Annotated in this window: 23 protein-coding genes; 5 read left to right on the forward strand and 18 right to left on the reverse strand. The window is 57.0% G+C overall.

Translation table 11 applies throughout. The annotated features are described in order from the left end of the window. Positions 1–26 precede the first annotated feature (26 nt). From ASD95_RS06045 to ASD95_RS06075, 7 genes are all read right to left on the reverse strand, one after another. Entirely contained in the window at positions 27–1,106 is a 1,080-nt protein-coding gene (locus ASD95_RS06045; protein WP_056723325.1) for an ABC transporter ATP-binding protein, read from the reverse strand. Next, positions 1,103–2,860 (reverse strand): ABC transporter permease, encoded by a 1,758-nt coding sequence (locus ASD95_RS06050; RefSeq protein ID WP_056723326.1) that lies wholly within the window; start codon positions 2,858–2,860, stop codon positions 1,103–1,105. Before ASD95_RS06050 ends, ASD95_RS06045 begins: the two co-directional genes overlap by 4 nt. Positions 2,861–2,918: 58 nt before the next feature. Beyond that, positions 2,919–3,956 carry an extracellular solute-binding protein gene (locus tag ASD95_RS06055; RefSeq protein WP_056723328.1) on the reverse strand — a complete coding sequence of 346 codons (1,038 nt, stop codon included), beginning with the start codon at positions 3,954–3,956 and terminating at the stop codon, positions 2,919–2,921. 62 nt (positions 3,957–4,018) lie between these two features. Continuing rightward, the gene (locus ASD95_RS06060; RefSeq protein WP_201783879.1) at positions 4,019–4,768 is read right to left on the reverse strand and encodes an SDR family oxidoreductase; all 750 of its coding nucleotides are present in this window, start codon (positions 4,766–4,768) and stop codon (positions 4,019–4,021) included. Further along, a complete protein-coding gene (locus ASD95_RS06065; protein WP_056723330.1) occupies positions 4,765–5,220 on the reverse strand; it encodes a MaoC family dehydratase in 456 nt (151 codons plus the stop codon). The genes ASD95_RS06060 and ASD95_RS06065 overlap by 4 nt, the downstream gene beginning before the upstream one ends. Then, positions 5,217–5,618: a Zn-ribbon domain-containing OB-fold protein gene (locus ASD95_RS06070; RefSeq protein ID WP_056723331.1), complete on the reverse strand. Its 402-nt coding sequence runs from the start codon at positions 5,616–5,618 to the stop codon at positions 5,217–5,219. The genes ASD95_RS06065 and ASD95_RS06070 overlap by 4 nt, the downstream gene beginning before the upstream one ends. Before the next feature lie 12 nt (positions 5,619–5,630). Next, a complete protein-coding gene (locus ASD95_RS06075; protein ID WP_056723426.1) occupies positions 5,631–6,797 on the reverse strand; it encodes a thiolase C-terminal domain-containing protein in 1,167 nt (388 codons plus the stop codon). Positions 6,798–6,956: 159 nt separating this feature from the next. Between ASD95_RS06075 and ASD95_RS06080 the strand changes: the two genes are divergently transcribed. Both ASD95_RS06080 and ASD95_RS06085 read left to right on the forward strand, forming a co-directional pair. Further along, a complete protein-coding gene (locus tag ASD95_RS06080) occupies positions 6,957–7,898 on the forward strand; it encodes a LysR family transcriptional regulator (RefSeq protein WP_082562923.1) in 942 nt (313 codons plus the stop codon). 30 nt (positions 7,899–7,928) lie between these two features. Beyond that, complete coding sequence (locus ASD95_RS06085) at positions 7,929–8,405, forward strand: acyl-CoA thioesterase (RefSeq protein ID WP_056723333.1); 477 nt, start codon at positions 7,929–7,931, stop codon at positions 8,403–8,405. A 559-nt stretch (positions 8,406–8,964) separates the two neighbouring features. On the opposite strand, the gene ASD95_RS06095 is transcribed toward ASD95_RS06085, so the two are convergent. From ASD95_RS06095 to ASD95_RS06105, 3 genes are all read right to left on the reverse strand, one after another. After that, positions 8,965–9,450, reverse strand: coding sequence for an ester cyclase (locus ASD95_RS06095; RefSeq protein WP_056723429.1), 486 nt, complete (start codon positions 9,448–9,450; stop codon positions 8,965–8,967). A 66-nt stretch (positions 9,451–9,516) separates the two neighbouring features. Further along, complete coding sequence (locus tag ASD95_RS06100; RefSeq protein WP_056723338.1) at positions 9,517–10,995, reverse strand: APC family permease; 1,479 nt, start codon at positions 10,993–10,995, stop codon at positions 9,517–9,519. Positions 10,996–11,082: 87 nt separating this feature from the next. Then, positions 11,083–12,576, reverse strand: coding sequence for an aldehyde dehydrogenase (locus ASD95_RS06105; RefSeq protein ID WP_056723341.1), 1,494 nt, complete (start codon positions 12,574–12,576; stop codon positions 11,083–11,085). Positions 12,577–12,855: 279 nt separating this feature from the next. On the opposite strand from ASD95_RS06105, the gene ASD95_RS06110 reads away from it, so the two are divergent. Then, positions 12,856–13,587 carry a FadR/GntR family transcriptional regulator gene (locus ASD95_RS06110; RefSeq protein WP_056723343.1) on the forward strand — a complete coding sequence of 244 codons (732 nt, stop codon included), beginning with the start codon at positions 12,856–12,858 and terminating at the stop codon, positions 13,585–13,587. A 108-nt stretch (positions 13,588–13,695) separates the two neighbouring features. After that, complete coding sequence (locus tag ASD95_RS06115) at positions 13,696–14,439, forward strand: PDC sensor domain-containing protein (protein ID WP_056723344.1); 744 nt, start codon at positions 13,696–13,698, stop codon at positions 14,437–14,439. Between the two features lie 725 nt (positions 14,440–15,164). Here the strand turns inward: ASD95_RS06115 and ASD95_RS06120 are convergent. The 4 genes from ASD95_RS06120 to glaH form a co-directional block, all read right to left on the reverse strand. Further along, the gene (locus ASD95_RS06120) at positions 15,165–16,586 is read right to left on the reverse strand and encodes an aspartate aminotransferase family protein (RefSeq protein WP_056723346.1); all 1,422 of its coding nucleotides are present in this window, start codon (positions 16,584–16,586) and stop codon (positions 15,165–15,167) included. A gap of 100 nt (positions 16,587–16,686) precedes the next feature. After that, entirely contained in the window at positions 16,687–18,135 is a 1,449-nt protein-coding gene (gabD, locus tag ASD95_RS06125) for an NADP-dependent succinate-semialdehyde dehydrogenase (RefSeq protein WP_056723348.1), read from the reverse strand. A gap of 13 nt (positions 18,136–18,148) precedes the next feature. Continuing rightward, a complete protein-coding gene (gene lhgO / locus ASD95_RS06130; RefSeq protein ID WP_056723349.1) occupies positions 18,149–19,423 on the reverse strand; it encodes an L-2-hydroxyglutarate oxidase in 1,275 nt (424 codons plus the stop codon). Between the two features lie 89 nt (positions 19,424–19,512). Then, the gene (gene glaH, locus ASD95_RS06135; protein WP_056723351.1) at positions 19,513–20,490 is read right to left on the reverse strand and encodes a glutarate dioxygenase GlaH; all 978 of its coding nucleotides are present in this window, start codon (positions 20,488–20,490) and stop codon (positions 19,513–19,515) included. Positions 20,491–20,684: 194 nt separating this feature from the next. Between glaH and csiR the strand changes: the two genes are divergently transcribed. Beyond that, the gene (csiR, locus tag ASD95_RS06140) at positions 20,685–21,383 is read left to right on the forward strand and encodes a DNA-binding transcriptional regulator CsiR (RefSeq protein ID WP_056723354.1); all 699 of its coding nucleotides are present in this window, start codon (positions 20,685–20,687) and stop codon (positions 21,381–21,383) included. A gap of 379 nt (positions 21,384–21,762) precedes the next feature. Here the strand turns inward: csiR and ASD95_RS06145 are convergent, their stop codons facing one another. The 4 genes from ASD95_RS06145 to ASD95_RS06160 form a co-directional block, all read right to left on the reverse strand. Further along, the gene (locus tag ASD95_RS06145) at positions 21,763–22,719 is read right to left on the reverse strand and encodes a cyclase family protein (protein WP_056723356.1); all 957 of its coding nucleotides are present in this window, start codon (positions 22,717–22,719) and stop codon (positions 21,763–21,765) included. 173 nt (positions 22,720–22,892) lie between these two features. Beyond that, positions 22,893–24,137 (reverse strand): OprD family porin, encoded by a 1,245-nt coding sequence (locus tag ASD95_RS06150; RefSeq protein ID WP_056723433.1) that lies wholly within the window; start codon positions 24,135–24,137, stop codon positions 22,893–22,895. A 184-nt stretch (positions 24,138–24,321) separates the two neighbouring features. Next, entirely contained in the window at positions 24,322–25,476 is a 1,155-nt protein-coding gene (locus ASD95_RS06155; RefSeq protein ID WP_056723358.1) for an iron-containing alcohol dehydrogenase, read from the reverse strand. Positions 25,477–25,493: 17 nt separating this feature from the next. Then, on the reverse strand, positions 25,494–26,648 hold the full coding sequence (locus ASD95_RS06160; RefSeq protein ID WP_056723359.1) for an iron-containing alcohol dehydrogenase: 1,155 nt from the start codon (positions 26,646–26,648) through the stop codon (positions 25,494–25,496).

Below are 26,648 nucleotides of genomic sequence, written 5' to 3' on the forward strand. Positions count from 1 at the left end.
TCGACGACCGCTGCCGCCATGCTGGTTTAACTGTTAACCCGTTCCCCGGATTGCAGCAGGTGGCAATCCTGTTCTGGCAGATGCAGCAGTACGACCTGCCCCACCCGATAGTCGACCGAGGGGGGCGTAAAGGCGCGCATCGAAAGGCCAGCGCCGATGTCTACCAATACGTCGCAGTACTCTCCGAGGTACGCGGTGCGCAGCACCGTACCGGGCAGCACATTGGTCACGCCTGAATTTGGCCCAACGATCCGCACTTTGGACGGACGGATACACAGGGTGATCTCTGCACCAGGACCAGCACCACTGCGGTCCATCCCCACCAGTGATTGCTCTCCAAAGCGCAATGTGCCGGCCCCCGTTAACACGCCCTTGATCACGTTATTGCTGCCAATGAACGCAGCGACGAACGCGTTGGCCGGCAGCTCGAAAATCTCTCTCGGCGAACCCAGTTGTTGCACACTGCCTCCATTCATGACCGCCACCTGATTGGCCGTCACCAATGCCTCTCCCTGATCGTGAGTGACGTAGACAGTCGTCAGTCCAAGCAAGTCATGCACTCGACGGATTTCGAAGCGCATTTCTTCCCGAAGGTGGGCATCAAGGTTCGACAGCGGTTCGTCGAGCAATAGAATGCTCGGCTCGACAATAAGAGCTCGCGCCAGCGCCACCCGTTGCTGTTGCCCACCCGACAACTCGGAGGGATAGCGGTCAGCCAAGTGGTCAAGGTGCACAGTCTTCAGGGTTTTAGTGAGCTTTTCTTCCAGCAAAGCACGCGGCACCTTGCGTATCTGCAAGCCAAACGCCACGTTCTCCGCCACGGTTTTGTGCGGCCACACCGCATAGTTTTGAAAGACCAGCGATATATCCCGGCGCTCCGGAGGCACCACGCCCTGCGAGCTGGAAATGACCCGGTCATTGACGCGGATTTCGCCTGCGGTCGGTGCTTCGAAACCGGCTAGCAACTGCAGTGTGGTTGACTTGCCACATCCGGATGGACCAAGCAACGCCAGCAATGTTCCATCCTCCACAGTCAGGTCAATACCTTTTAGCGCCTGGAACTGGCCGAAGCTTTTTTGCAAATTACGGATCTGGATCTGGCTCATTGGGCGACTCCGAGTTCAACACTGGCACGTTTATGTTTCGCCAACTTCACGCTGAGCGTCTGAGCGATCGCCACCACCACCATGGTGACAACCAAAAGTAATACGCTAGCGGCAGCCACCGCCTCGTAATTTCCGCCATCCTTGTAGTTGTAAATCAACGTCGTCATGACGTTAGTGCTGGGTGTTATCAAGAACACCGCAGCTGATAGTTCGCGCATCACTGGGATAAACACCAACAGCCATCCTGAAATCAGTCCGGATCTCATCAGCGGAGCTGTGATACTGATGAATGTCTTCGACTCACTGGCACCCAGGATCCGGGCGACCCGCTCCAGGTCCGGACTGATACCCTTGAGCATTGCCCCGCCATGCGAATAGGCAATAGGCAGGAACGTCGCGACGAACGCCGCAATGATGATCGCCGAGGTCCCGTAAAGACTTAGGGGTGGCTGGGTATAGGCTGCGAAGAAGCCCACCGACAATACAATTCCGGGAATGATGATCGGTAGATTGGTCAACGCCGCGATGATGGTCGTTCCCGCAACCAAGCGGCGCTCGACGATGTAAGCGATCAAAGTGCCGAGCAGTACGCAAAGACTGGCGCCGATGGCGCCATAGGCCAATGAGTTGATAATCGCCGCCTGAGTTTCAGCGTTCTCCAGGACTGCCCATCGATACCAGTGAAACGTCAGATTGCTCAGCGATGGCCCCTGACCCCAGGCTTTGCAGAGAGAAACGACGATCAAGGCGAAGTAAGGCAGGATCACCGCCGTCACCGGGACAATCAGCGCGAACAACAACCCGGCCCAGCGCCACCCTTTCAGATCAATGCTGCGGCCCGCCCGGCTCTTGCCACCGATCATTACAAAACGTCTGCGGCCAAGAATTTTTTTGCGTACCCAGAACAACCCACCGGTGAGCAAAAGGAGCGGCATGCAATACGCTGCCGCCATGTACAACTCGGGCGGGAACAACTGATAGAACTCGGCCAGTTTGGTGGTGACAACCGATGTTCCTGAGGGCGTGAGCAGAAAGGCGGGAACGCCGAACAGGGTCATCCCCTGAATGAAGGACAAAATGAAACCCACGATGACCGAAGGCATCACCATCGGAATGGTCACGCTGAACATTGTGCGTAGTACGCTGGCGCCGAGCGTCGTCGCCGCGTCTTCAAGCTCGACCGCCATTTCATCGAGGGCGCTGGCGACAATGGTGAAGGTATACGGGACGGTATAGATGGCGCAGACAAAGATCGCGCCACCCATCGAGTAGATGTTGAACAGAGCCAAATCGCTGCCCGACATTTGTCGATAGAACGTATTCAGCCAGCCGGCATTAGGTGCCGCAAGTAGAATCCAGCCCAGTGCACCGATGAACGACGGGGTCACGAAAGCCCCCAACGTGAGCATCCTGATGAGTCCCCGGCCGGGCATGTTGGTACGCGCCACCAACCAGGCCAGCGGAACACCCAGCAGCGTTGAGATCGCTGCGGTTGAAAACGCCAGAATAATCGAATTGATAATCGGCTGGAGCATGCCTTTGGCAGTCACCAGACGCACGTAATTGTTCAGCGTCCATTGTTGCGTGGTGTCATCGTGCATGCTGTTGAACAGAATCCAGCCGACCGGTTGCGCAACCAACAAGAACAGCGCCGCCAGAACCACGCTCACTACGGTCCAACGCACCCAAGGTCGGTGTCGTCGAATCTCGGCGCCAACGGTCGCCGAGGAAGTGCCTATCGCAAAAACGCCCATAAAGGGGTCACTCCTGAGTCTGCCGTCGCCAGGCCGCCAGGGCCTGGCGGGTATTGTTTCAACCAATGATGTCCTTCCACTTGGCGATACCTTCAGCGACTTCGGCCGCCAGGTCTTCAGGTGGATTGCGGTACCAGGTTATCTGGGACAGGCTGCGGTCCTCGGCCCATGGAACATCAGTGCGCAATGTCGGCCAGAAATGGGCCGCCAGGATTTGCGAGACTTCAGGGTCATACAAAAAGTCGGAGAACAGCTTCGCCGCGTTCGGGTGCGGAGCTTTCAGTGGAATGGCACTCAAGCCCAGGTTGAGGATGGTGCCGTCGGTTGGGGTAACCACGTTTATCGGGTTGCCAGCCGCTTTCTGCGTCAGCGAATAACTGAATGGCGCACCCAGACCCACGAGGCGCTCGCCTGAAAGAATGTCGGTAACAGTATCCACGTTCGATTGGCCGACCTTGGGGTTCAGCTTTGCCAGTTCTTTGAGGTAATGGTCGCCGTACTTTTTACGGATCGCCACCACCCAGGAAGCAACATCACCGGAGAAGGACGGGCTGCCGACCGTCAGCTTGTTGGCCCATTGAGCGTCCAGTGCAGCCTCCCATGAAGCAGGTGCTGTGGTGACTTTGTCTGACTGATAATTTAGGCTGGTCAGGCTAATGGCGCCGACCTGGAAGGTGTCGTCCTTGTCCAGCCCCTGGAATTCCTGCGGCAGAAACGCCGTACCCGCCGGTTTGTAGGGCATCAATGCGCCGATCTTTTTCAGCTCCAGGTAGTGAAGTATGTTGGTACTGCCCAGCGAGTCGCAGTTGGGCGCATTATTCTGCAGCTCGAGACGTAATCGGGTGTAGATGGTTTGCGATGCCTGACGCAGCAGGTTGACCTTGATCCCAGGGTAGCGACGGGTGAACGCGTCGCGGATGGCTTCGATGGTCCTTTGTTCATAGGACCCCCAGTAAAGGTTGAGTGCACCTTCTTTCTGCGCAGCTGCGTACAGCGATTCGTCGGCAGCGAACGAGGGACGAATCAATCCCGCTGCTAAACCTGCACCCGCGATGCCACTCGCTTGCAAAAATCTGCGCCGTGTAAATTCGACCATATCGCTGCCCCTTCGCCTGTTGCTGCTTGATTATTGTGAGTGGAAAGCAGTGTTTCGGTGGTTCAGTAATCGCCTGTCGTTGCGCCGCCATCGACAATGAGAACTTGCCCGCTCATGTAACTGGCGTCGTCGGAGGCGAGGAACGCCACCACGGAGGCAATTTCTGCAGGTTGTGCGGGCCGGCCCAGTGGCATTCTTGCGATCCAGCGCGCCCTGATCTCCTCTGGAACACTCGCGAGAATAGATGTCTCTACGATCCCGGGGGCTACGGCGTTGACCAATACACCGTGGCGCGCCGCTTCTAGGGCGACGGTGTGAGTCAATCCCACCACGCCCGCCTTCGCCGATGAATAATTCGATTGACCGTAGGTGCCCAGGATCGCAGTGGAAGCGATATTGATGATCCTGCCCCAACCGCGCCCAACCATGGCCGCCAACCCGAATTGACACCCCATCCAGGAGCCACGCAGGTTGACGTCAATCACGGTTTCCCAGTCTTCATCAGTCATCTTCATCAAGGTTCTATCACGCACGATGCCTGCCACGTTCACCAGAATGTCGACGGCTTTGAAGGCTGGCGGCAGATCAACCATGACCGCGGTCCAACTAGCGCGGCTCGAAACGTCGAGAGTGACCGCTGCCGCCTGATAACCCTGGGAGGTCAGTGAGCAAGCCAGTTCGACTGCACCGGGGCCGAGGTCGGCAATGATGACCGCTGCGCCCTCTTGCGCCAGGCGCTGACAGATAGCCGAGCCAATGCCGCCCGCACCGCCCGTGATCAACGCGACATGCCCGTCCAAGCGAGTGTTCATGATTCGCTCCCTGTGCGGCATGCGACCGCAAATACGTCTTCGCCTTCCTGCACCACTTCACCGCTCTGATTGAGCAGGCGCAGCCTGACTCTGACAATGCCCCGCGAAGGGTTTGAATTGCTTTTGCGCAAGTCTTCGATTTCAGCCACGTAATGCAGCGTGTCACCCGCGAAAACCGGTGCGACGAATCGGCGATGGGTCTCAAGAAAGGCAATGATTGCCCAGTCATCAACACTCGAGCGCAGCCCGGTACTCATGGAGTGAGCCAACATGCCATGGGCGATTCGCCGCCCGAAGGGGCCTCGACGCGCAGATTCCTCATCCATATGAATCGGGTTGAAATCCCCAGACAATCCTGCAAACAGGACGATGTGCGCTTCTGTCAGTGTGATGCGCGACGACACCAACGACTGTGTGGCTACCAGGTCGTCAAAGTATTGAGTGGAACTCATGGGTGGCTCCTTGGGCGGAAAACCGGCAACGAGGTGGATGAATCCGTTTCGATGAACGCAACCGAAACGTCCATACCGATGGTGATCTCGTCGAACGCAATGCCGTGAAGTTGCGACAGCATCAGCGGGCCTTCTGCTAGCTCGACGAGGGCGCACACATAAGGTGTCTCCAGCCGTGAGTGCCCACGATGGATAACCGAATAGGTAAACAGCGTGCCGCGCCCGCTGACTTGCACCCATTCGGGCTTTATCGCCAGATCGTCCAGGCAATGGTCCCGTGGGTACCACTGCCATGCACCGGACACAGGGTTGCGTTGAACGAGCAAGCGTCCTTCCCGAAGAGCGGCCCACCAGGGTGCCGACATGGCGTCGGTGACAACAGGACTCAAAGTGGTCATATCGCTGGCTCCTCAGACGGTCAAAATGACAGTGGCTGCGGCACAGAACGTTCCGCCCAACCCATGAACCAACGCGACCTCCGCGTCTTTCACCTGCACCCCTGGCCCTTCACCGCGCAACTGCCGGACGCCCTCAATCAAAGCCAGCAGACCGCGCTTGCCCGGATGGTTCGACGCCAGCCCACCACCGTCGGTGTTGCAGGGCAGAGAGCCACTGATGCTCAAATGGCCGTCCGCCACGAACCGCCCGCTTTCGCCCCGAGGACAGAATCCAAGGTCCTCAAGCGCCAACATCGGCGTGATCGTAAAGGCATCGTAGAGCTGCACCACGTCGACATCACCAGGCGTCAACCCGGCCATTTCAAATGCTCGGGGACCAGTACGAGCAGCAGGCGTGATGAGTTCGCGGGACATCTGGCTGATTTGAGTGCGCTGTGTGGCCATGCCAAAGCCGCTCACGCAGACCGGCCGGGCTCGGCAATCAAGGGCTCGTTCCCGGCTGGTCATCACGATAGCGCCGCCGCCGTCCGTCACGACGCAGCAATCGAGCCGGTGCAAAGGTGAAGCGATCATCGAGGAATTGAGCACGTCTTCGACGGTAATCGATTTTCGGCCCAGAAAGGCATCCGGATTTTCAGCCGCGTGTTGCCGGAATGTCACCGCCACCTGAGCTAGCTGCTCTACCGTGGTGCCATAGAGGTGCATATGACGCTGGGCGTACATCGCATACGTAGAAATGAGCGTCGGTGCGAAGGGCAACTCGAATTGACCAGGCCCCGCCGGAAGGACGAAAGGGTCGAATGACGGAGTCTTCAACGGCCACCAGCGCGGTGAGGCGGCGTAACTGATAACCACGACATCCGCCAGCCCGGCAGCAATCGCCACCGCCGCCTGTGCGGTATGCACCAGATAGGAACAACCCCCCACGTCGGTGCTGTCGAACCAGCGCGGCTCAATGCCCAGGTACTCGGCCATTTCGGTAACGCTGTTGACACCGCCCCCCTCGGCCCAGTCGCCGGAAGCCACACATAAGCCGTCTACGTCTCCGAGCGTCAGCCCGGCCTGGGCCAGCGCTGCCTGGATGCATTCCACCTGGATCGCGAAAGGATGGACATTGGGCGCATCCCTTCGTGGTGACTCATAGGCGCCGACAATGGCGGCGCGTTCGGAAACGTTCAAGGCATACTCCTGAAAAGATCGAAAGCCGTGGCCCACAAATTCCATCATCGGGAGGCATGCGAACAAGCAGTTAGAAAACGCCAAATTGGTGCATTTAATGCACCCATTCTTTGGCATAAGACTTGCGTTTGTCGTTAACTCTCGACGCCTGGAGTACCTATGAATAGACGACTGCCGCCGCTACTCGCTGTACGCGCCTTCGAAGGATTCAGTCGTTGTGGAAGCGTGCGGCAGTGCGCCGAAGAACTATCGGTTTCGCATACCGTTATCTCCCGACATATACAGAATCTGGAAGTCGCCGTTGGTACAAAACTGGTCAAGAAATCAGGTCGCGGACTTGAGATGACGCGTGAAGGCCAGCGCTACGCGGCACAGCTTCGACGGGCGCTGGACATCATCGCTGACGCCAGCAGCGATCTGCGTCAAGGCGAAGACGCGCTGCACGTCTGCTGTATGGCTGGCCTCGCGTCCAGGCGGTTGCTGGGAAGACTGGGCGAATTGGAAGAAGCACTCAATGGTCGTGAGCTGACACTTGAACCGACCAGTACACGCCCCGACTTCAGTCGCAATGAAGCGGATGCCGAGATTGTCTATCTGGAGGAGCTCAATCTCGGCGAGGAACTGTGCGCAGAGCTTTTCGCCCGGCCCTTGATTCGTGCAGTGGCCAGCCCCGCGTTTTGCAACCGCTTCGCCGAAGTGACCTGTGCCGAAGATTTGCTGGGTTTGCCATTGATCCATGAGCGTAACACCCAGCGCTGGTCGCAATGGTTCAGCATTGCCGGTGTTACAGATATTCCCAGGTTGCGCGGGCCTCGACTGTGGCACGGTCACCTCACGCTCGAAGCGGCCTGTATGGGCCAGGGTGTGGCACTGGTCAGCGAGCTGCTGGCCGACGAAAAAATTGCCGCTGGCGAGCTCATCGATGTGATGCCGATGACGATTCGTCTAGGCGGGTATTACTTCATCGCCCCCACTCGAAAATGGAACGATCAAGCCATTGTCCGGCTGCGGCAATGGCTGCATTCCGTGTTCCCCGGCGAACTGGAAAAAGGCGACATTTATGCACCAGTCAGGATCCCAACTTCCGCTTCTGCACCGTAATAGTACTTTTCATAAATGAGGAGCCAGGCAATGAACATCCCCCTACCGAATGGCAGACCTTACGAGAAAGCGCTGGTCAAAAGCGAATGGATTGACCTCTATGGCCATATGAATATGGCGTATTACGTCATGCTTCTCGATGATCTGGGCCATCGCATTCTGGAACAGTTCGGGCTGGGTAAAGGGTACACACTTGAGCTTAATTGCGGGCTCTTTACCGTTGAGGCCAATCTGAAATACCTCAGGGAGGTCTGCGCGGGAGATCCACTGCGCGTGGAACTGACGCCCCTGAGCTTCGACGAAAAACGCTTGGTCACTCAGGTGGAGCTTTACCATGACGAACAAAACTATCTCAGTGCGACCATGCGGCAGACGGCGGTGCATGTGAATCTCGACACCCGTAAAGTATGCCCATTTGGCGACGAAGGTCGGCAACGACTGCAAAGGATGATGGACGCATACACCTCCAAAGACTTCGACCTGTCGAGCCGGGTGTCTTCGGATTAGATACCCTGCACGTCTTAGCAAACCAGTGGAATGCATGTATCTTTAACACTGATATTTTACGACAAACCAGCCTGCTCAAGTCAGGCGTAACTGTTCGTTGAAATCAGCTTCAGTTGCATCATCCAGGGAGTCGTGAAACGCATCATGACGCACCCAATCTCGGAAAAGTCGGCGAGTTTTTGGCGTGCTATGGCGAATACGCCACTTAGCTTCGAAAAAAACGCGAGATAGGTTTTTTCGTTCCCGCCCAGGCCAGCGAGGAACATTGCTTGAAAGCGAATTTCTCGGCGGCGTAAGGGAACTGGCTTCCTAAGGAGAAGCCTCGACCACTTCGTCAAAATGGCTGTTGGAACATCATCTCCAACAGGAATAAGCAGATCGTGCCGTAAACTCTGTGAATCATCAGATGAACATGGTCAAACTCCCCATGCATCGTGCATCTGGTATAAATCGCGCCACTAAATACAAGTACGGATCGCTAGCATCGAACAGCACCCTGCCCAGGGTGACCTCACTGCGTAATCAGGCCTCCCCTGGTACTGCAAATTGTAATAAGCCGTTACCAGCCCAGTTGCTTGTTAAAACCAAGGGCATCGTAGTAGTCATGCTGCGTGAGAATTTTGCCGTTCTTGAGGTGTATGAAACTAACACCCTTAAAGCTGAGGGGGCGCTGAGTAGCTGGGGTCTCGGCACTCCAGGGGCCGGTATTGGTGCCCTTGAACTCCCATTCAAAGGCAATGCTCTCGCCATTGACAATCGGCTCGCCGAACATTTTCCATTCCAAATCCGGCACCGCCTGCATGAACACCTGAATTACTTGGGACTTGGCGTTTTCGCGGCCAACTTGAGGGGTGCCCACCGAGGCATCGAGAAACTCAACGTTATCAGAAAAGTACTCGGCCGCCGCATCCGCATTGTGGGCATTCCAAGCCTTCATATAGTCATGGATCACGCCGAGGGTATCGTTTTGGCCTGCCGCAAAACTTGCATGACTGGCCAGAACCAGAAACAGCCCGAACAGTAGTGAGTGGATTCGAGACGTCATAGCCTTCAACCTTATTGTCAGAAGATCGGTTTGCCTGCCGCGCTTAGTGGCAGGCATTGATGTCAATTAACGGTTTTTCCAGGCATCCGAAGCTGGGGCCTTGCCCTTTTCATAGGGACGAAACAGGGTCATGTATAGGACACCGACAAGGATGACGATGGCACCGACAAGTGCGATGCCGTAGTTCAAATACCAAGGCGCATCCGGGGTACGCGGCCAGGACATATTGATGATCGCGAACATGCCGTAGCAGAGGGCAGCAATGTTCACGATCCAACCCCAACGTCCCATGGTGAACTGGCCCTTGGGTTTCCACCCACGGATACGGGCATACAGCGCACCGCCAACAATCATCTGGAACGCCAGGTAGATACCGATGGCGGCAAAGCTCACCACCAGAGCAATAGCGTTCTGAAGGTAGAAGCCCACACACACAATGATCGCAGGCAGCACGCCACACACCACCAGAGCTGCGGTCGGGACGTGTGTCGTAGGCGAGAGTTTTTTCAGCATATTACTGCCCATGAGCATTTCGTCTCGAGCATAGGCATAGAGCAGACGACTGGCGGATGCCTGCAAACTCAGCACGCAGGAAACGAACGAAACCGTAATGACCGCCATAACTACCCGAGAGCCCACAGGACCGAACGCGCTGCCGAATATGGTCGACATCGGGTCTTTGTCTTGCCCGGAAATGACCGCAGCCATATCTGGAACTGCAAGGATCAACGCCAGGGCCGCAAAGATCGAGGCGGCGCCGCCGATCCAGATAGTCATCCGCATCGCCTTTGGAACCTGGCGGCTAGGATTTGGGGTTTCCTCGGCAACATCGCCGCAAGCTTCAAAGCCGTAGTAGAGAAACATCCCCGCCAATGAGGCCGTGAGAAACGCAGGCCAATAGGCCCCATCAATGGAAATATCAAAAGTATTGAACAATACGCTCAAAGGCTGGTGGCGCTCGAAGATCAGCAGGTATCCACCGATAAACAAAGCCCCGACTAGTTCGCAGAGAAAACCGAACATCGCCACCCGCGCCAATAGTTTGGTACCACTGAGATTCAAGACCGTCGCCACCGCCGTCAAAAATAGCGCGACCAACGTGTTAGTTACCGGCGACGACTCGAAACCTAGAAGGTTTGCGATGTAGGGGCCAGCCCCCAGCGCGACGGCGGCAATGGTGACACATAGGGAGATGGCATAAATCCACCCGACCATCCATGCCCACTTCTTGCCAACCAGACGACGGGCCCAAGGATAGACGCCGCCGGAAATCGGGTACTGAGATACCACTTCGCAAAAAATCAGACACACCAGCATCTGGCCGAACCCCACCAGCAGGTAGGACCAGAACATCGGTGGCCCGCCGGCGGCCAAGCACAGGCCGAACAAGGTGTAGACCCCTACTACCGGGGACAGATAGGTGAATCCAAGGGCAAAGTTCTGCCACAGACTCATACTACGTTCGAAATTTGAGGTGTACCCAAGGGCACGGAGTTGCTCCGCGTCTTGATCTACAGCTACCTTGGAGCTAATTGAGCTGTTCATTGCAACATCCTTCAAAAAGGAATTTGTTTTAATAGGCGTTGATCGGACGGTGCCATCCCATCCGTTGCGCGATTAACCATAGTTGACTCAGAGTTGTATCCAGGTGGCCTTAATCTCCGTGTACTTATCAAAGGCATGCAGAGATTTGTCACGACCATTACCGGACTGTTTAAAGCCGCCGAACGGCGCCATCATGTCACCGCCGTCATAAAGATTGACCCAAACACTGCCTGCACGAAGTGCGCGGGAAATGTTGTGGGCTCGAGACAGGTCAGACGTCCAGACAGCTGCGGCCAGACCGTAAGGGGTGTCATTGGCGATGCGTACAGCATCTTCTGCTTCGTCGAATTCGATGACTGACAGTACGGGACCGAATATTTCTTCCCGGGCGATTTTCATCGAGTTGCTGACGTTGTCGAACAGGGTTGGCTCTACATAACTGCCACCGGCCTCTACCCGTGCAACGCGTCCCCCGAGCAAGAGCCGCGCACCTTGCGCTTGACCTTCTTCGATGTACTGCATCACCCCATCCAGATGACGGCCATCAACCATTGCGCCGACGTTGGTATCAGGGTCGAGAGGATGCCCCGGCTTCCAGCCCTTCATGGCCTCGACAACCATCGGTACAAAACGCTCTTTGATCGATGCCTGCACCAGCAAACGTGAACCGGCAGTGCAAACCTCACCTTGATTGAAGGCGATGGCTGCCGCTGCTGCTTCGGCCGCCACCTGCAGATCGGGAGCATCAGCAAATACTATGTTGGGACTTTTGCCGCCGGCCTCGAGCCAGACCCGCTTCATATTCGACTCACCCGCATAAACCAGTAGTTGCTTGGCCACTTGGGTCGACCCGGTAAACGCCAAAGTATCAACATCACCGTGCAGGGCCAACGCCTTGCCCACGGTGTGGCCATAGCCCGGCAGAACATTGAGCACACCCGCTGGAAGACCCGCCTCCAGAGCAAGCTGTGCGATGCGGATAGCCGTCAGCGGAGAACGCTCCGAGGGTTTGAGGACAACTGAGTTACCGGCAGCCAGCGCCGGCCCCAACTTCCAAGACGCCATCATCAGTGGGAAATTCCACGGCACGATAGTCGCAACCACCCCAACCGGCTCCCGGGTAACCAGCCCGAGCTGATCAACCGAGGTCGCTGCCACCTCATCGTAGATTTTGTCTATTGCCTCACCGCACCAACGGATACTGTCAATGCTCCCCGGAAGGTCGACCGAAAGCGAATCGGAAATCGGCTTGCCCATGTCCAATGTTTCCAGCAGAGCCAGCTCTTCGGAATGGGCCTGCAACAATTCGGAAAAACGCACCATCACTGCCTTGCGCATTGCAGGTGCTTGGCGTGACCAGACACCAGACTCGAACGCAGACCGGGCACTGGCTACCGCCAAATTCGCATCCGCCGCATCGCAACTGGCGACCAAGGCAAGCACACGCCCGTCGATAGGACTAATGCACTCAAAGGTTGCACCTGAGCTGGCCGACACATATTTGCCATTGATGAAGGCTCGCCCCTCGATGCTCAGCGCCTTGGCTCTGGCTTCCCACTCTGATCGGGTCAACTGACTCATGGTTAAAACTGCTCCTGGGTTCGGATGGATGCGATCTCAAATCGCCTTAAACATATGGAACCATATCTTTTAACCCTTGAGAACCCCGGAAAAGCTAATGCGATGTGATTTTTTTGACTTTTTATGCGTTAAAACTCTAGAATCCCCCCACAAACACGTACAAAAATAATATTAAATATGAAATAGAATTTTAAAAGAAACACACATCCGGACGCGCTTGACGCTATATCGGACTATTGCCACAGGCGTAAAACGGCGCCGCCCATGAATGAATCAACCATGAGCCCTACTTCAAGCCTCATACGCCTTAACCAAGAAGGTAAAACGGAGTCTGTTACCCGTCGCCTGATAGAAATGATCGATCTGGGGTTGTTCACAGAAGGCGAACAGCTCCCCAATGAAAGTGCCCTGGCCACCCAACTCGGCGTTGCCACGGTTACGCTGAGGGACGCGCTGGCGGGCTTGCGAGAGCGCGGGGTTATCGAAACCCGGCGTGGACGCAGCGGAGGGAGCTTCATCTGCGCCGCGCCGCAAACCTCAGATCAGTCACTGTTCGATCAACTACGTGAATTCAGCACGCTTGAACTCCGTGACCTCGCCGATGAACACGCTGCCATTTCAGGCGCCGCCGCCCGACTGGCGGCTCAGCGCACTGGACCTGAGCAACATGCAAGACTGAGCAGCCTTGTCGACGCCCTAGCCAACGCTCAAGAGCGGCGAGAGCGACGCCGAGCAGACGCCAGATTCCATATCGAAATAGCCGTGGCAGCACAATCTGTGCGCCTGACTCACAGCGAAGCGCGTCTGCAGGCGGAGCTTGGGGAACTGCTATGGCTGCCGTTTGCCGGCCAACCAGACCCTCAGGCCATCGAGCGGGAGCATAGAGCTATCCTGGAAGCCATCGTAGCGAACGATGCCAATCTGGCCGGCGCACTGGCAGAAGCACATGTAACACGAGGCGTTCGCCGCCTAAGCACCTTACGACTACAACAAATGGCAGAAGGCGACTAATGAATGGAACGAAACTTGCTGAATTATTCGCTCGCTATGCAGCTCGGTGTCGCATACCCCGTCGACTGCAGGCACCGAATTGTCTTCTCTGAGTCATGAGGTAGAGCCATGGCTAACGAAATGTCAGCAAACGAGCTGTCCCAATGTGCCACGTTAATCAATGCTTCCGTAAGTAACGTATTCAAGGGGCTCAACGATATGAGCGCCGCGGTATTGAGCATTTGGGAGCATACGTGTAGCAAAAAGGAGCGCCCCTGCCAAGGCGACCTGAAGCCATTGCTGCCGATTATTCGACAAATCCTGAACTCGGAAAACCTCAAGTTTCATGGTGCCGGCGTGGTATTCGCTCCTGGTGAGCTGGAAGGCCGCGAAATGCATCTGGAATGGTGGTGCCGAACCCAAAAAGAAGAAATTAAGCCTCTGACGCTGAACTTTAATAGCCGTAGCGAACGTTTTTACGATTACCTGCACATGCCTTGGTACACCCTCCCCCAGCAAACCCGGCAGCCCTCCATAGACGGCCCGTTTGTGGATTTGTACGGCACGGAGCAGTACATCATTGCGTTCTCGGTTCCTATTTTTTTCGCAGATCGCTTCATTGGTGTAGCTGCTGCCGATATTTCTCTGCACTCCTTGGAGCCCTTGCTCGTGCGCAGCCTTATGCGAGTCAGTAATGAGGCGTTGTTACTCAACGCCGAAGGTAGGGTGCTGGCGGCTAACACACCGAGTTGGCTGGCCGGTGATTTGATCCGAGGCACCCTGAGCCTGGACAAAGAACAGGGTCGCGTCCTGAGCCTTATTGACACATCGTCATATTGGAGAGTCGTAGAGCGGCCTGTCCCAAGGTTTTGATCAAGACTCTATCTTGGTTTGAGAAACCAAATCTAAACCCAGGCGCATCAGGAAAAGTCCTATCGAATGAAAGCTCCTGCCATGGATGGCTGGAGGTCGCCATGCACTCCGCTACCGAAAGTGGCCCCCATTCTAGCCGCCTATTCCATCAGGCAATTGCACAAAAATCATCTCAACCGAGTTGACGAAGCTGTGCACTCTCACCGCGACACGGGAAGATCACAACCTTTAGAAGGAGCCGCAGTGGGTCGCACAGCCACTGGGTTCTTCACGAAGTCCGTGAACGACTGAAACAAGTACTTTGACGCCTCATTCCACACGTTTCCTGCCTGTCGAGCCCGACTAAAACCCGCGTTGCGGTCAGATCACTTTTCGAATTTTGGAGCTAGAGGGGACGCACTCAAATCGAGGCGGCTGTAGTGGAAATGAATACAGCTTTTGACCTGGAGGTTAGCCAGCACCCGGAACAACAGGCCGACCTAGAGACATTGTGAGCCGGATTCGTTGGTCAACTCAAACCGATTAATTAAAAAGATATAAATCATGGTTATCAAACAGAGGGTGTACGGCTACCGGGACAGCGAGCTCTTTTTCATGAAGATCAAGCGCGCCTTTCCCGGTAATCCGTGAAGAATCATTTTTACTCACGAAACTAAAATGGTGGCGCGACCAGTACTCGGGCCGCGCCGATGATCGATACACCTTCATGACACCGAGACGCGCTATCAGGAGTTGTGTGTGTAGCCCTCCCACTGATGCCACATGCTTTGGTTGACACCCAGACCAAACCAACGGTCAGTGTCGTCGAGTGCACGGCTGAATGTATCAACCACAAACTGTATTTCTTCTGTCGTGGATATCAGTGGTGGACAGAATGCGATCGAGTCTCCCATCGCCCTTGTGATCATGCCGTACTCCTGCGCACGTCCCGCCAGGTAGCGCCCCAGCTTCCCAACCGTATCCAGCGGCTCCTTTGTCCGACGATCCGCAACGAGCTCCACAGCGGCGATCAGTCCACAGCCCCTGACCTCCCCTACCAACGGATGATCAGCAAATTGAGCCAGTCCGGCCTGAAGTTGTTCGCCCAACTCGCAGGCGCGCTCGATAAGCCGATCTTCCTGGATGATTTTTATGTTTTCCAGCGCAACTGCAGTCGCAACCGGGTGGCCGCTGCCGGTGAAGCCATGGCCCAGAGTACCGAAGGTGTGGCTCTGATCGGCGATCCCCTCGAAGACCTTATCGTTGATCAGGACTGCCGCGATCGGTTGATACGAAGAAGATAGTTGCTTGGAAACCACCATGACATCCGGCTTGATGCCGAAGGTTTCGCAGCCAAACATTTTACCGGTACGACCAAAGCCGCAAATCACTTCATCCGCAACGACCAGCACGTCATATTTGCGGCACACCGCTTGAACCTTGTCCCAATACGTGCGCGGAGGCACGATCACGCCGCCCGCCCCCATCAGCGGTTCGCCGTAAAAAGCGGCTACGGTTTCCGGGCCCTCCCGGAGAATGACATCTTCGAGTTCGGTTGCCAGGCGATCAGCAAATTGTTCCTCGGTCTCGCCAGGTTTGGCATTGCGATAGTGGTGCGGACAGGCAACGTGAAAGAAGCCCGGCAGCGGCACGTCAAAACCACGTTGGTTCACCTGCAGCCCGGTTAAACTGGCGCTGACAGCAGTAATGCCGTGATACGCATTATGACGGCTGATGAACTTCTTTTTGCCAGGCTTGCCGATGGCATTGTTGCGATACCAGATCATCTTGACGACGGTGTCGTTGGCTTCAGAGCCTGAGTTAGTGAAGAAGACTTTGCTCATCGGCACCGGGGCGAGTTCGATCAGCTTCTCGGCCAATTCGATACTGGGTGTGTGAGCCTTGTGGCTGAAGAGGTGATAAAAGGGCAGTTTGCGTAGCTGTTGCTCTGCCGCCTTGATCAGACGCTCATTACTGAAACCCAGCGCCACACTCCAAAGACCCGACATCGCTTCAAGATAACGCTTGCCCTGATTGTCATAGACGTAAACGCCTTCGCCACGCTCGATAATCAGCGGGCCTACTTCCTGGTGCAGTCGCGCATCCGTGTAGGGGTGCAGTTGATGCTGAACATCCTTTTCGGCGAGCGAAAGATTCGAGCGATTCATGTTAAGGAACTCCGGGGAATGACAGCCATATGGCATTGTTACAGGCTTTGGTGGGTGTTCATTTCCACCACACTTGACGCTTGATGAATGTCCGCCGTAATTACACGCCGATACAGAGGTATTTGATTTCCAAGTAGTCCTCAATGCCGTACTTGGAGCCTTCACGGCCCAGCCCCGAAGCCTTGATGCCACCGAACGGCGCGACTTCGTTGGAGATGATCCCGGTGTTGACGCCGACAATGCCGTATTCCAGTGCTTCGCCCACACGGAACACCCGGCTCAAGTCGCGAGCATAGAAGTAGGACGCCAGACCGAATTCGGTATCGTTGGCCATGGCGATCACATCGGCTTCATCCTTGAAGCGGAACAGCGGTGCCAGCGGACCGAAAGTTTCTTCCTTGGCAACGGCGGCGTTGCGCGGAACATCAACCAGCACGGTCGGCTCGAAGAAGGTCCCGCCCAGGGCATGCGGCTTGCCGCCGGCAACCACGCGAGCGCCTTTGCTCACAGCGTCTTCAATTTGCTCCTGAACCTTGGCCATGGCTTTGGCATCGATCAGGGGGCCAGTGGTGATGCCGCTTTCCAGGCCATTACCGATGTTCAGCTTGGCCACCGCCGCGGTGAGTTTTTCGACGAAGGCGTCGTAGATACCGTCCTGGATATACAGACGGTTGGCGCAGACGCAGGTCTGGCCGTTGTTGCGGTACTTCGAGATCAACGCCCCCTCGATAGCGGCGTCCAGGTCGGCGTCATCGAAGACGATGAAGGGTGCATTGCCGCCCAGTTCCAGCGACACCTTCTTGATGTCCTTGGCGCACTCGATCATCAGCTGGCGACCGATTTCGGTGGAGCCGGTGAAGGTCAGCTTGCGCACGAGCGGGTTACCGGTCAGCTCGCTGCCGACTTCGCCGGCACTGCCGGTGACCACGCTGAACACGCCTTTCGGAATGCCGGCGCGCTCGGCCAGCTCGGCCAAGGCCAGGGCCGAGTAAGGCGTTTGCGAGGCCGGCTTGAGGACCATGGTGCAGCCGGCGGCCAGGGCCGGACCGGCCTTGCGGGTGATCATCGCCGAAGGGAAGTTCCACGGAGTGATGGCGGCGGTGACACCGATCGGCTGCTTGAGCACCATCAGGCGCTTGTCGACCTGGTGACCGGGGATCATGTCGCCATAAACGCGCTTGGCCTCTTCGCCGAACCACTCCAGAAAGGAAGCGGCATAAGCGATTTCGCCACGGGACTCGGTTAGTGGCTTGCCTTGCTCCAGGGTCATCAGGCGGGCCAGGTCTTCCTGGTTGGCCATCATCAGGTCGAACCACTTGCGAAGCTTGTTGGCGCGCTCCTTGGCGGTCAGGGCGCGCCAGGCCGGTAGCGCCTTGTCAGCGGCTTCAATGGCACGACAGGTTTCGGTCGCCCCCATCTTCGGCACGCTGCCAATGATTTCACCAGTGGCCGGGTTGTTGACCATGAGGGTCTGGCCATTGTCAGCATCTGCCCAGGCACCGTCGATATAGGCTTGCTGGCGAAACAGTTTCTGATCGTTGAGTTGCACGCGAAATTCCTCATTAGCGGGTTGCGCCGGAAGCCGCCATCGGGGCGGTCCGAGTGGAGTTGGCGGGTTTGACAAAACTGACACCGACACTTGCTAGTTGCTCACGGACCTTGTCGACGATGTATGCGCCGATCGGGATGGCGGAGGTCGCTGCAGGCGACGGGGCGTTGCAGACGCTGACGCTACGGGCAGTGTTGACGAACAGGAAATCGTCGATCAACTTGCCGTCAAGCGAGACCGCCTGTGCGCGCACACCGGCCGGGTAGGCGGTGAGGTCGCTCTTGTTGATGCTCGGGCAGTACTTCTGCACTTCCTTCAGGTAGCCGCCCTTGAACAGTGAGTTTTTCATCTCGATCAGACCGGGACGCAGGTTCTTCATCAGCACCTTCAGAATGCCCGGGGTAGTCAGGGTTTCGAACATGTCCGACAGCGAAAAGTCGGTCTTGCGATAGCCTTCGCGCTTCATCGCCAGCACTGCGTTGGGGCCGACAGTGACGGTGCCGTCGATCATGCGGGTCAGGTGCACGCCGAGAAATGGCATGGACGGATCCGGGATCGGATAGATCAGGTGGTTGACGATCTGATTATGCTGTTTGGGCAGCAGGTAATACTCGCCGCGGAACGGGCAGATGATGAAGTTGGGCTTGATCCCGAGCATGCGCACCACGCGGTCAGCCATCAGGCCCGAGCAGGTGATCAGGAAGCGCCCGTGGTGCTCCAGCGTGTCGGTGCGAACCACGACTTCATCGGGACGCTCGTCGATGGCGACGACTTCGCTGTTGTAGCGGATCTCACCACCGGCGGCTTCGAATTCTCGGCCCATGGCCGCGGTGACTTCGGCGTAGTTCACAATGCCGCTCGACGGCACAAAGATACCGCCCAGGCCGACGATGTTCGGCTCGCGCTCGCGCAGCTCGGCGGCCGACAGCCATCCACGCCTCAGCCCATTGGCTTCGGTACGGTCCCACAACGCGCTCATGCGCTGCATTTCCAGCTCATTGGTGGCCACCAGCAGCTTGCCGCACTCGTCGTAACGGATGCCGTGCTTGTCGCAGAAGGCCTTGGTGGCCTTGTTGCCCTCCAGGCAGAAGCGCGCCTTCAGGCTGCCCGGGGTGTAGTAGACGCCGGCATGGATTACGCCACTGTTGTGGCCGGTCTGGTGCTTGGCCGGGCCGGACTCTTTCTCCAGCAGGAGGATTTTTGCGTCCGGGTAAACTTGGGCCAGTTGCATGGCCGTGGACATACCCACAATGCCGCCACCGATGATGATGAAGTCGTACGCAGCCATTAGCTTGCACCCACCTGTATTACGTTTTTGTTAGAAGCGCGATAAGGGCCACATGAGGTGGCCCTCGTCACTTCAGCGTTTGCCAAACCTTACTGGCCGCGCTGGTACATGGTTTTTTGGTAGCTGATGTAGCCGCGCTGACGCATCAGCTCACGACGCAGGCCCGGGTGGGCGGTGAAGCGGTCACGGCCGTGCAGCCAGAACATGTTGTTGACGAGCACGAAGCTTCCGACCGGCACCGGTACCGAAACCTTCTCCTGACTGCCTTCCAGGGATTCGCTCATGGCGGTCAGCCAAATGCCTTCCTCGAAGTCCTTGGGCTGCACGAACTGGTCGATGTAGCGCATCGTCGGGCGGCCTTCGGCGTCGTTGTCGAACACCGCATGGAACACGTCTTCACGCACGTTCTTGCTCGGTGGCGCGGTGAAGCGCATTTCACGGCGGGCCAGCGGATGCGTGTAGTAGTGGTTCAGGTCTCCCCAATCGTCCAGGTGCAGCAGCAGGGTGTTGCCACCCTCCATGTTCTGCTCGTCGATCTTCATCATCAGCACATAGTCAGTGCGCTCCTGAACAAATGTGCCGTCGTTGTGCAGTTCCATGACCCGGTGTGGCTGGCGCAGGTAGCTGTCGGAGTTGTCGGTGTTGACCACTGCAAAGCGCGCGTAGAACTGGCCGCTCATGGCATCGAAGTTGGAGCGACCGATCAAGTGCGCGACGGCCGAGGAAAACTTGACCATGTCATCGGCCTGGGACACTTCGTTCAACCCCTCCGGCGTGATCAGCATGCCGCCGGTGGCGCGGTCGAGAATGGTGTTGATCAACACCGGGCGCAGGGTGCCTTCGCACAGCTCGTCAAGTATCTGGCCAACCCGGAAGCGCAGGAACGATTTGTACTCCAGAGCCTGGACCGGCCATTGCGTCACCGCCTTTATGAACGCGTCGACGGTTTGCTTGGCAAATTTCAGCTCAAGCAGGCGCGGTGACTGGCTGGAAGGGGTGAGAGTGAAACCCTTGCACTCCGATGGCAGTGGCATCACAAGGTCCTGAATTTGCGTAAAGGCGTTCATGGCAGTTCCTGGGCAGAAGGTAGGGATTGGCCCCTCCAGCATTGATGCGGATCAGGCCCAGAGCAAAATATCGCCATAAATTTAAAATGTCTACATTTTTATTTATGGTCGACAAAACACCGCTTCGTCTTATGTTTTTCGTATGACAGATGTTTAGGTATGATTGGACCTTGTCGTTTTCAGGAGCAGTACCTTTGGATAGCCTCCCCCCCAAGCAGAACTCTGCATTCAGCGGGTATGAGCGACTCAAACAGGACATCATTCGCGGGGTCTTCAAGCCCGGAGAGAAGCTCCTCATGAGCGGGCTCAAGGAGCGTTATGACTTGGGGGTTGGCCCGCTGCGAGAGGCGCTTTCGCAATTGGTGGCCGAACATCTGGTGGTGGTGATCAGCCAGAAGGGCTACCGGGTCGCGCCCATGTCGTTGAAAGAAATGCAGGACATCTACGATGCCCGCGCCAACCTCGAGGCGATGATCGTAGGCTTGGCCATTGAGCGCGGTGACGACGCTTGGGAGGCGCAGATCCTTGCCCAGTCCCATACCCTCTCGAAAGTTATGGATGTCAAAACCCGAGAGCAGGTCTTGGATGTCTGGGACGAACGGCACAAGGCCTTCCACACGGCTATTGCCACCGGTTGTGGTTCAAAACACCTGTTACAGGCACGTGGCTATCTATTTGATCAGGCCGAACGCTACCGCCACCTTTGGCTGACCCAGACGGTTTTCTCCGAAGAAGCCCTGGCGTTGAAGCGCAAGGAACATGCTGCGCTGGTTGAAGCTATTCTGGCGCGCGATGCGCCACGGGCCAGCACCATGATGCGCACTCACCTGATGACGCCGGTACCGATCATCGCCGAGATTATGTTGGTGCAAGGAATGGGCAGTGCCGCGTGAGTTTGGGGTTGAACGGGGCGGCTAAAGCGAGCATATCCGCCCACTCTAGTGTCCTGAGCAGTTAATTCATTGATCTACCGGTAACGATATACTGTGCGTTTAAGTACATAAGGCGAAGCCGAGCGTTATTAACATTGAATTAATTGATTAACAGCTCAGCTCACTAACTAAGCTGTGCGCTTATAAGCATATTCGCGAATCTGTATCAGTCACTTGGCAAAAAACAATGGAGGCAGACACTCACAAAGAAGCCATAGAGTTCGCCCAGCTACAGATTGATTATCTCTATCACTGAGCCAGCAAATGTACTAGATTGAGACAGAAATCGGCGACTTTCACTTATGCTGAGGCAGGAGTAACCCTGCCCCAGCATAAACGACTATTTGATCACTACCGGATTGACCGGTGATCCGGCAGCGCGATGTACTTTTAGCGGGGCTGCCACATAAAGGAAAGTATACTGCCTGTCTTTAGCGCAACTTTCGGCTAGTTTTTCCAGGTCGCAGATCTCCGTAAAGGCGATACCAAGATTACGCATCAAAGCGCAGTGTAGTGGCAGAGCCACACCTGATACTGGGTCTGTCGTGACCTCATTGGCGATGGTATCGGTGACAAGGTTTGGAATTTCCTTGTCATGGAACCATCGAACAAGCTCCTCAGAATATGTAAGGCCTGGCTCGCAGAATCCGTCGTAAAACGCCTCGCCCTGCTCATAGAAAGCTTGAAGGAAGTTAGTCCGGATAATCAGGATATCGTGGGGCTCGATCGTATGGCCCTGAGCCTCTGCGCACGCCATAAGATCCATGTGAGTGAATGTCTCACCTTTATCCAGCATACGCTTGCCACGATGCCGTGCCATATCCAGTAATACGCCGCGCCCGACCACTCCTCGCTCGCCGATAGGTGCGACACTGGCCTTGTCGAGGCCACCCACAGTTGTTCGCGCGTCGTAGCCGTTCCATATTTTCCCGCCGTACCAGAGGTGGCCAAGCGCATCATATTGCGTGGAGCCTTGCAGGAACGCGTCGATCTTGTCATCAGCGTAGTGCAACCCGCCGGGATAACATGGGCCATGATCATTGTCCCAGCTTGACTCATCGAGAACCATAGTACGTTCCGCCGGGGTACGGCCTGGCCAAACCGGATCGCCTGCGGGATCACCGATCATACGCTGTAAAGTAAATACGCTTCCCGTCTTAATATGCGCAACCCCGCGCATGACTTCTTGAGCGGTCAGGTAATTCAGAGAGCCAACTTCATCTTCCGCGCCCCACTTGCCCCAGTTAGAAGGAGCGTCCTTCAAAAAATCATCCATCTTAGGAACTGCAGCAGTCATGATGTTTTCCTTTTCAGTCACGGTGGTTATTGAAGCGCACGACTAATGCGCCTTGCGTCCTTACCGCTCAGGACATACAAAACATTGAAATGAAAGTGCTCGCTTAATGACAAACGAGCGGCGGCTACAAAAGTCTGTAGCCGCTGGCGTAGCGTGCGATCTGTTTAGCCGTATTAAAGCGCCGAGAAGGGGTAGTTGATAATCAAACGGTTCTCGTCGAACTCCAGGCTGCTGTAATCGCGACGCAGGGTGCTGTTGCGCCATTTCAGCGACAGGTTTTTCAGGCTGCCACTCTGGATCACATAGGCCAACTCACTCTCCCGGCCCCACTCCTTGCCGTCACTCACAGTCGCGGTGTGTACGTCTTCACCGCTGATGTAGCGGTTCATCAGGGTCAACCCGGGAATGCCCACACCAACGAAGTTGAAGTCGTGACGCAACTGCCAGGACCGCTCCTTGGCATTGTCATAACTGGAGTTGTAGCTGTCGTTGGCCAGGGTGCCGCCGCTGGTGCCATTGACCCGCATCCAGGCGTTGTCGCCGCTGACTTTCTGCAAGCCCAGGTAAAAGGTGCTGCCGCCATACTTGGCCGAGAACATGGCGGAGGCGGTTTTGTTGTCCAGCTCCCCTGCCCGCTCGCTGCCGCTCTCCTTGCCGATGAAGTAGCCAAGATTGGCGCCCAATACCCAGCTACCCACTGTTTGGCTGTGCACCAGGTTGATGAACTGCTGGTTGTAGATGTCCTTGAGCTCGGCATTCCACAGGCCAATCATGGTTTGCTTGCTGTTGAAGCTGTACTCGCCCCCGGCAAAGTTGAAGCGATCGGAGGTAACCCCGCCCCTCCCGGTCATCGACATATCGTCCATGCTCGCGTCGTTGCGTGGACTGTTGCCGCGGAACTGCCCACCGTACAGGGTCAAACCGTCGATATCCTGGGAAGTCACCTGGCCCCCGCGGAAGGTTTGCGGCAGGGCGCGGCCGTCATCGGAACGCAGGATCGGCAGTACCGGCATCCATTCGCCGACCTTCAGCTCAGTTTTTGCCAGCCGAGCCTTCAACGCCACGCCCAGTCGCCCGAAATCATCGGCTGGACGGCCATTGTCATGCACTGGCAGCAACTGGGTGTTGGCGGTACCGCGACCACCATCGAGTTTGAGCGCATACAGCCCCAGCACGTCCACACCAAAACCCACGGTGCCCTGGGTGAAGCCGGACTTGGCGTCGAGGATAAAACTCTGAGTCCACTCCTCGGCCTTGCTCTGCGGGTAAGCCGGGTTGGTAAAGTTGCGGTTGATGTAGAAGTTGCGCGAGGTAAGGTTCGCCTTGGCGTTTTCGAGAAAGCCCTCGGCAACGGCCGGAAAGGCAGACGCGGCCAGCGCCAGCCCTAAGACATAGGTACCGACGACAGGTGCCAACATGCGGCTGTTTTTATTGCAGCAGTTCATTATTTTTATACTCATGGTTAAAAAAGCACACAAAACCCTCCCCTCCGCGTTGGCAGACGAGGTGAATAAAGGGAGGGACAAATGGATACACACTGTCGAATCAGAGCGCGTATCCCTTCGGCGCACCGCACGCTAATGGGCGATGCGCGTCAGTCGGTTAGAAGATGCTGCGGTAGAGGGCTTCTACGTCCTGCTCGGTCATGTCCCTGGGATTGCTGTCGATCAGGCGACGCAGGTTCACCACCACCGAGTTGGCCATTTCGGTGAGGGCGGGTTCGTCCACTCCCAGTTTCGACAGCCGGGTTTCCAGGCCACTGTCGGCCACCAGCACTTCAATTGCCTGAACAAAGGCTTCGGCGGCCTCGGCTTCGTGCTCGAAATGGCGGCCCGGCAACAGGTACGTCGCGAGCTCCGCATATTGGCTTTGCGCCGCGCTCAGGTTGAAACGCAGTACCGGCGCCATCACCAGGGCATTGGCGTGGCCGTGGGGAATGTGAAAGCGTGCCCCTAGCGGATAGGCCAACCCATGAATCGCCGCCACCGAGGCGTTGACGAAGGCCATGCCCGCCATCAGCGAGCCTTGCAGCATCGCCGTACGCGCCACCACGTCCTGACCGTTGGCCAATACTTTGCGCAGGTTGGCGCTCAGCAATCCCAAGGCGGCGGTGGCCAAGCCATCGGCAATCGGGTTCTTGCGTGTGCGACTGGTGTAGGCCTCGACTGCATGCACCATGGCATCCAAACCGGTGGCGGCGGTGACCCTGGCCGGCAGTCCGAGTGTCAGTTGCGGGTCGAGCACCGCCACGTCCGGCATCAGTTGCGACGAATACACCGCTTGCTTGCGCTGTTGCTCGTCAGTGATGACGGAGACCCAAGTCACTTCAGAGCCGGTGCCTGCCGTGGTCGGCACCAACACCAGCGGCACCCGCTGCCCCAGGGCTTTGTCGGTTCCATACAACTCCTCCAAAGGCTGTTCGCTGTTGATCAACAACGCCACCAGTTTGGCGGCGTCCAAGGAACTGCCGCCGCCGAGGCCCAGCACGCCATCGGCCTTGAATTGTCGGGCCTGCTCGGCGGCCTCTTTGACCACGGCGGACGAAGGGTCGGGAACCACTTGGTCGAACACTGTGACTGCGCAGCCAGCCACCTCAAGCGAGGCCTGGGCCTTAACTGCAAAACCCAGGCTGACAATGCCAGGATCGCACACCAGCATCACCCGTTGCGCACCGAGATCCTTGAGCACCTTGCCCACGCTGTGCAACGCGCCCGCTTCGCAGACTATGCGCGGCACGCTTCTGAATTCATAATTCATCGGTCAGTCCTTTTTGTTTACAGCACCGAGGCATAGATGGCGCGGGCATCTTGGCGTGTTACCGGGCGCGGATTATTGATAAGCAGGCGCTCGACCTTCATCGCGTCATCGGTCAGGCGATCCAGGTCGTCGGCAGTCACGCCCACATCCCGTAGCCGCTGGGCAAACGGCATGCGTCCCACCAACCGGGTCATGAACTCAACAAAGGCATCGCAGGCCAACGCCTCGCTGGCAAAGCGCTGCCCTGGCAGCACTGCCGCCGCCAGTTGCGCATACAGCGCCTCGGCTGCCGGACGATTGAAGTTCAGCACCGGCACTAGCACCAAGGCGTTGCTCAAGCCGTGGGGCACATGGAAGTGGCCGCCCAATGGGTACGCCAGGGCATGCACCGCCGCCACCGGCGAGTTGGCAAAGGCCATGCCCGCTAGCATCGAGCCGAGAAGCATGTCGGAGCGAGCCGGTAAATCCCCAGGCGTCGCCAGGACCCGATCCAGATTACCCGCCAGCAGGCGCAACGCCTGCATTGCCAGGCCATCGGACAGCACATTCTTCTTGTGCGCGCTGGTGTAGGCCTCGATGGCATGGACCATGGCATCGATACCGGTCATGGCACTGACAGCTGCAGGCAGGCCGACGGTCAGTCGGGCGTCCAGCAGCGCGATATCCGGATACAGCAATGGGCTGACAACGCCCTTTTTCTCATGGCTGGGAGTGGTGACAATTGCTACCGCCGTCACTTCCGAGCCCGTCCCTGCCGTGGTCGGCACCTGGATCAATGGCAAACGCGGGCCTTGGGCCAGGTTGATACCGTAGATCGACTCCAGCACCTGCTCGCGACCACAGAGCAAGGCTACCAACTTCGCGGTGTCCAGGGAGCTGCCACCGCCCAGGCCGATCACTGCTTGGGCACGGCAGTTACGGGCGGCATCCACCGCGTGCTGTACCGATTCCGACGGTGGATCGGCCTGAACATCGCTGTACAGTGTCGCTTCGACCCCGGCTTCGTGCAGGGCTCGCAAGGGTGCATCGAGCAAACCGGCGCGCAACAACCCCGGATCGCTGACCAGCAATACCCGCTCGGCCTTTAGCTCGCGGCATAAGGTGCCCAGGCGCAACGCGCCATCGATCTCACAGATCACACGTGGCGTGGTTTCAAAGTTAAATGTCGACAT

This window comes from Pseudomonas sp. Root71, from assembly GCF_001429045.1.
Classification (GTDB): domain Bacteria; phylum Pseudomonadota; class Gammaproteobacteria; order Pseudomonadales; family Pseudomonadaceae; genus Aquipseudomonas; species Aquipseudomonas monachiensis.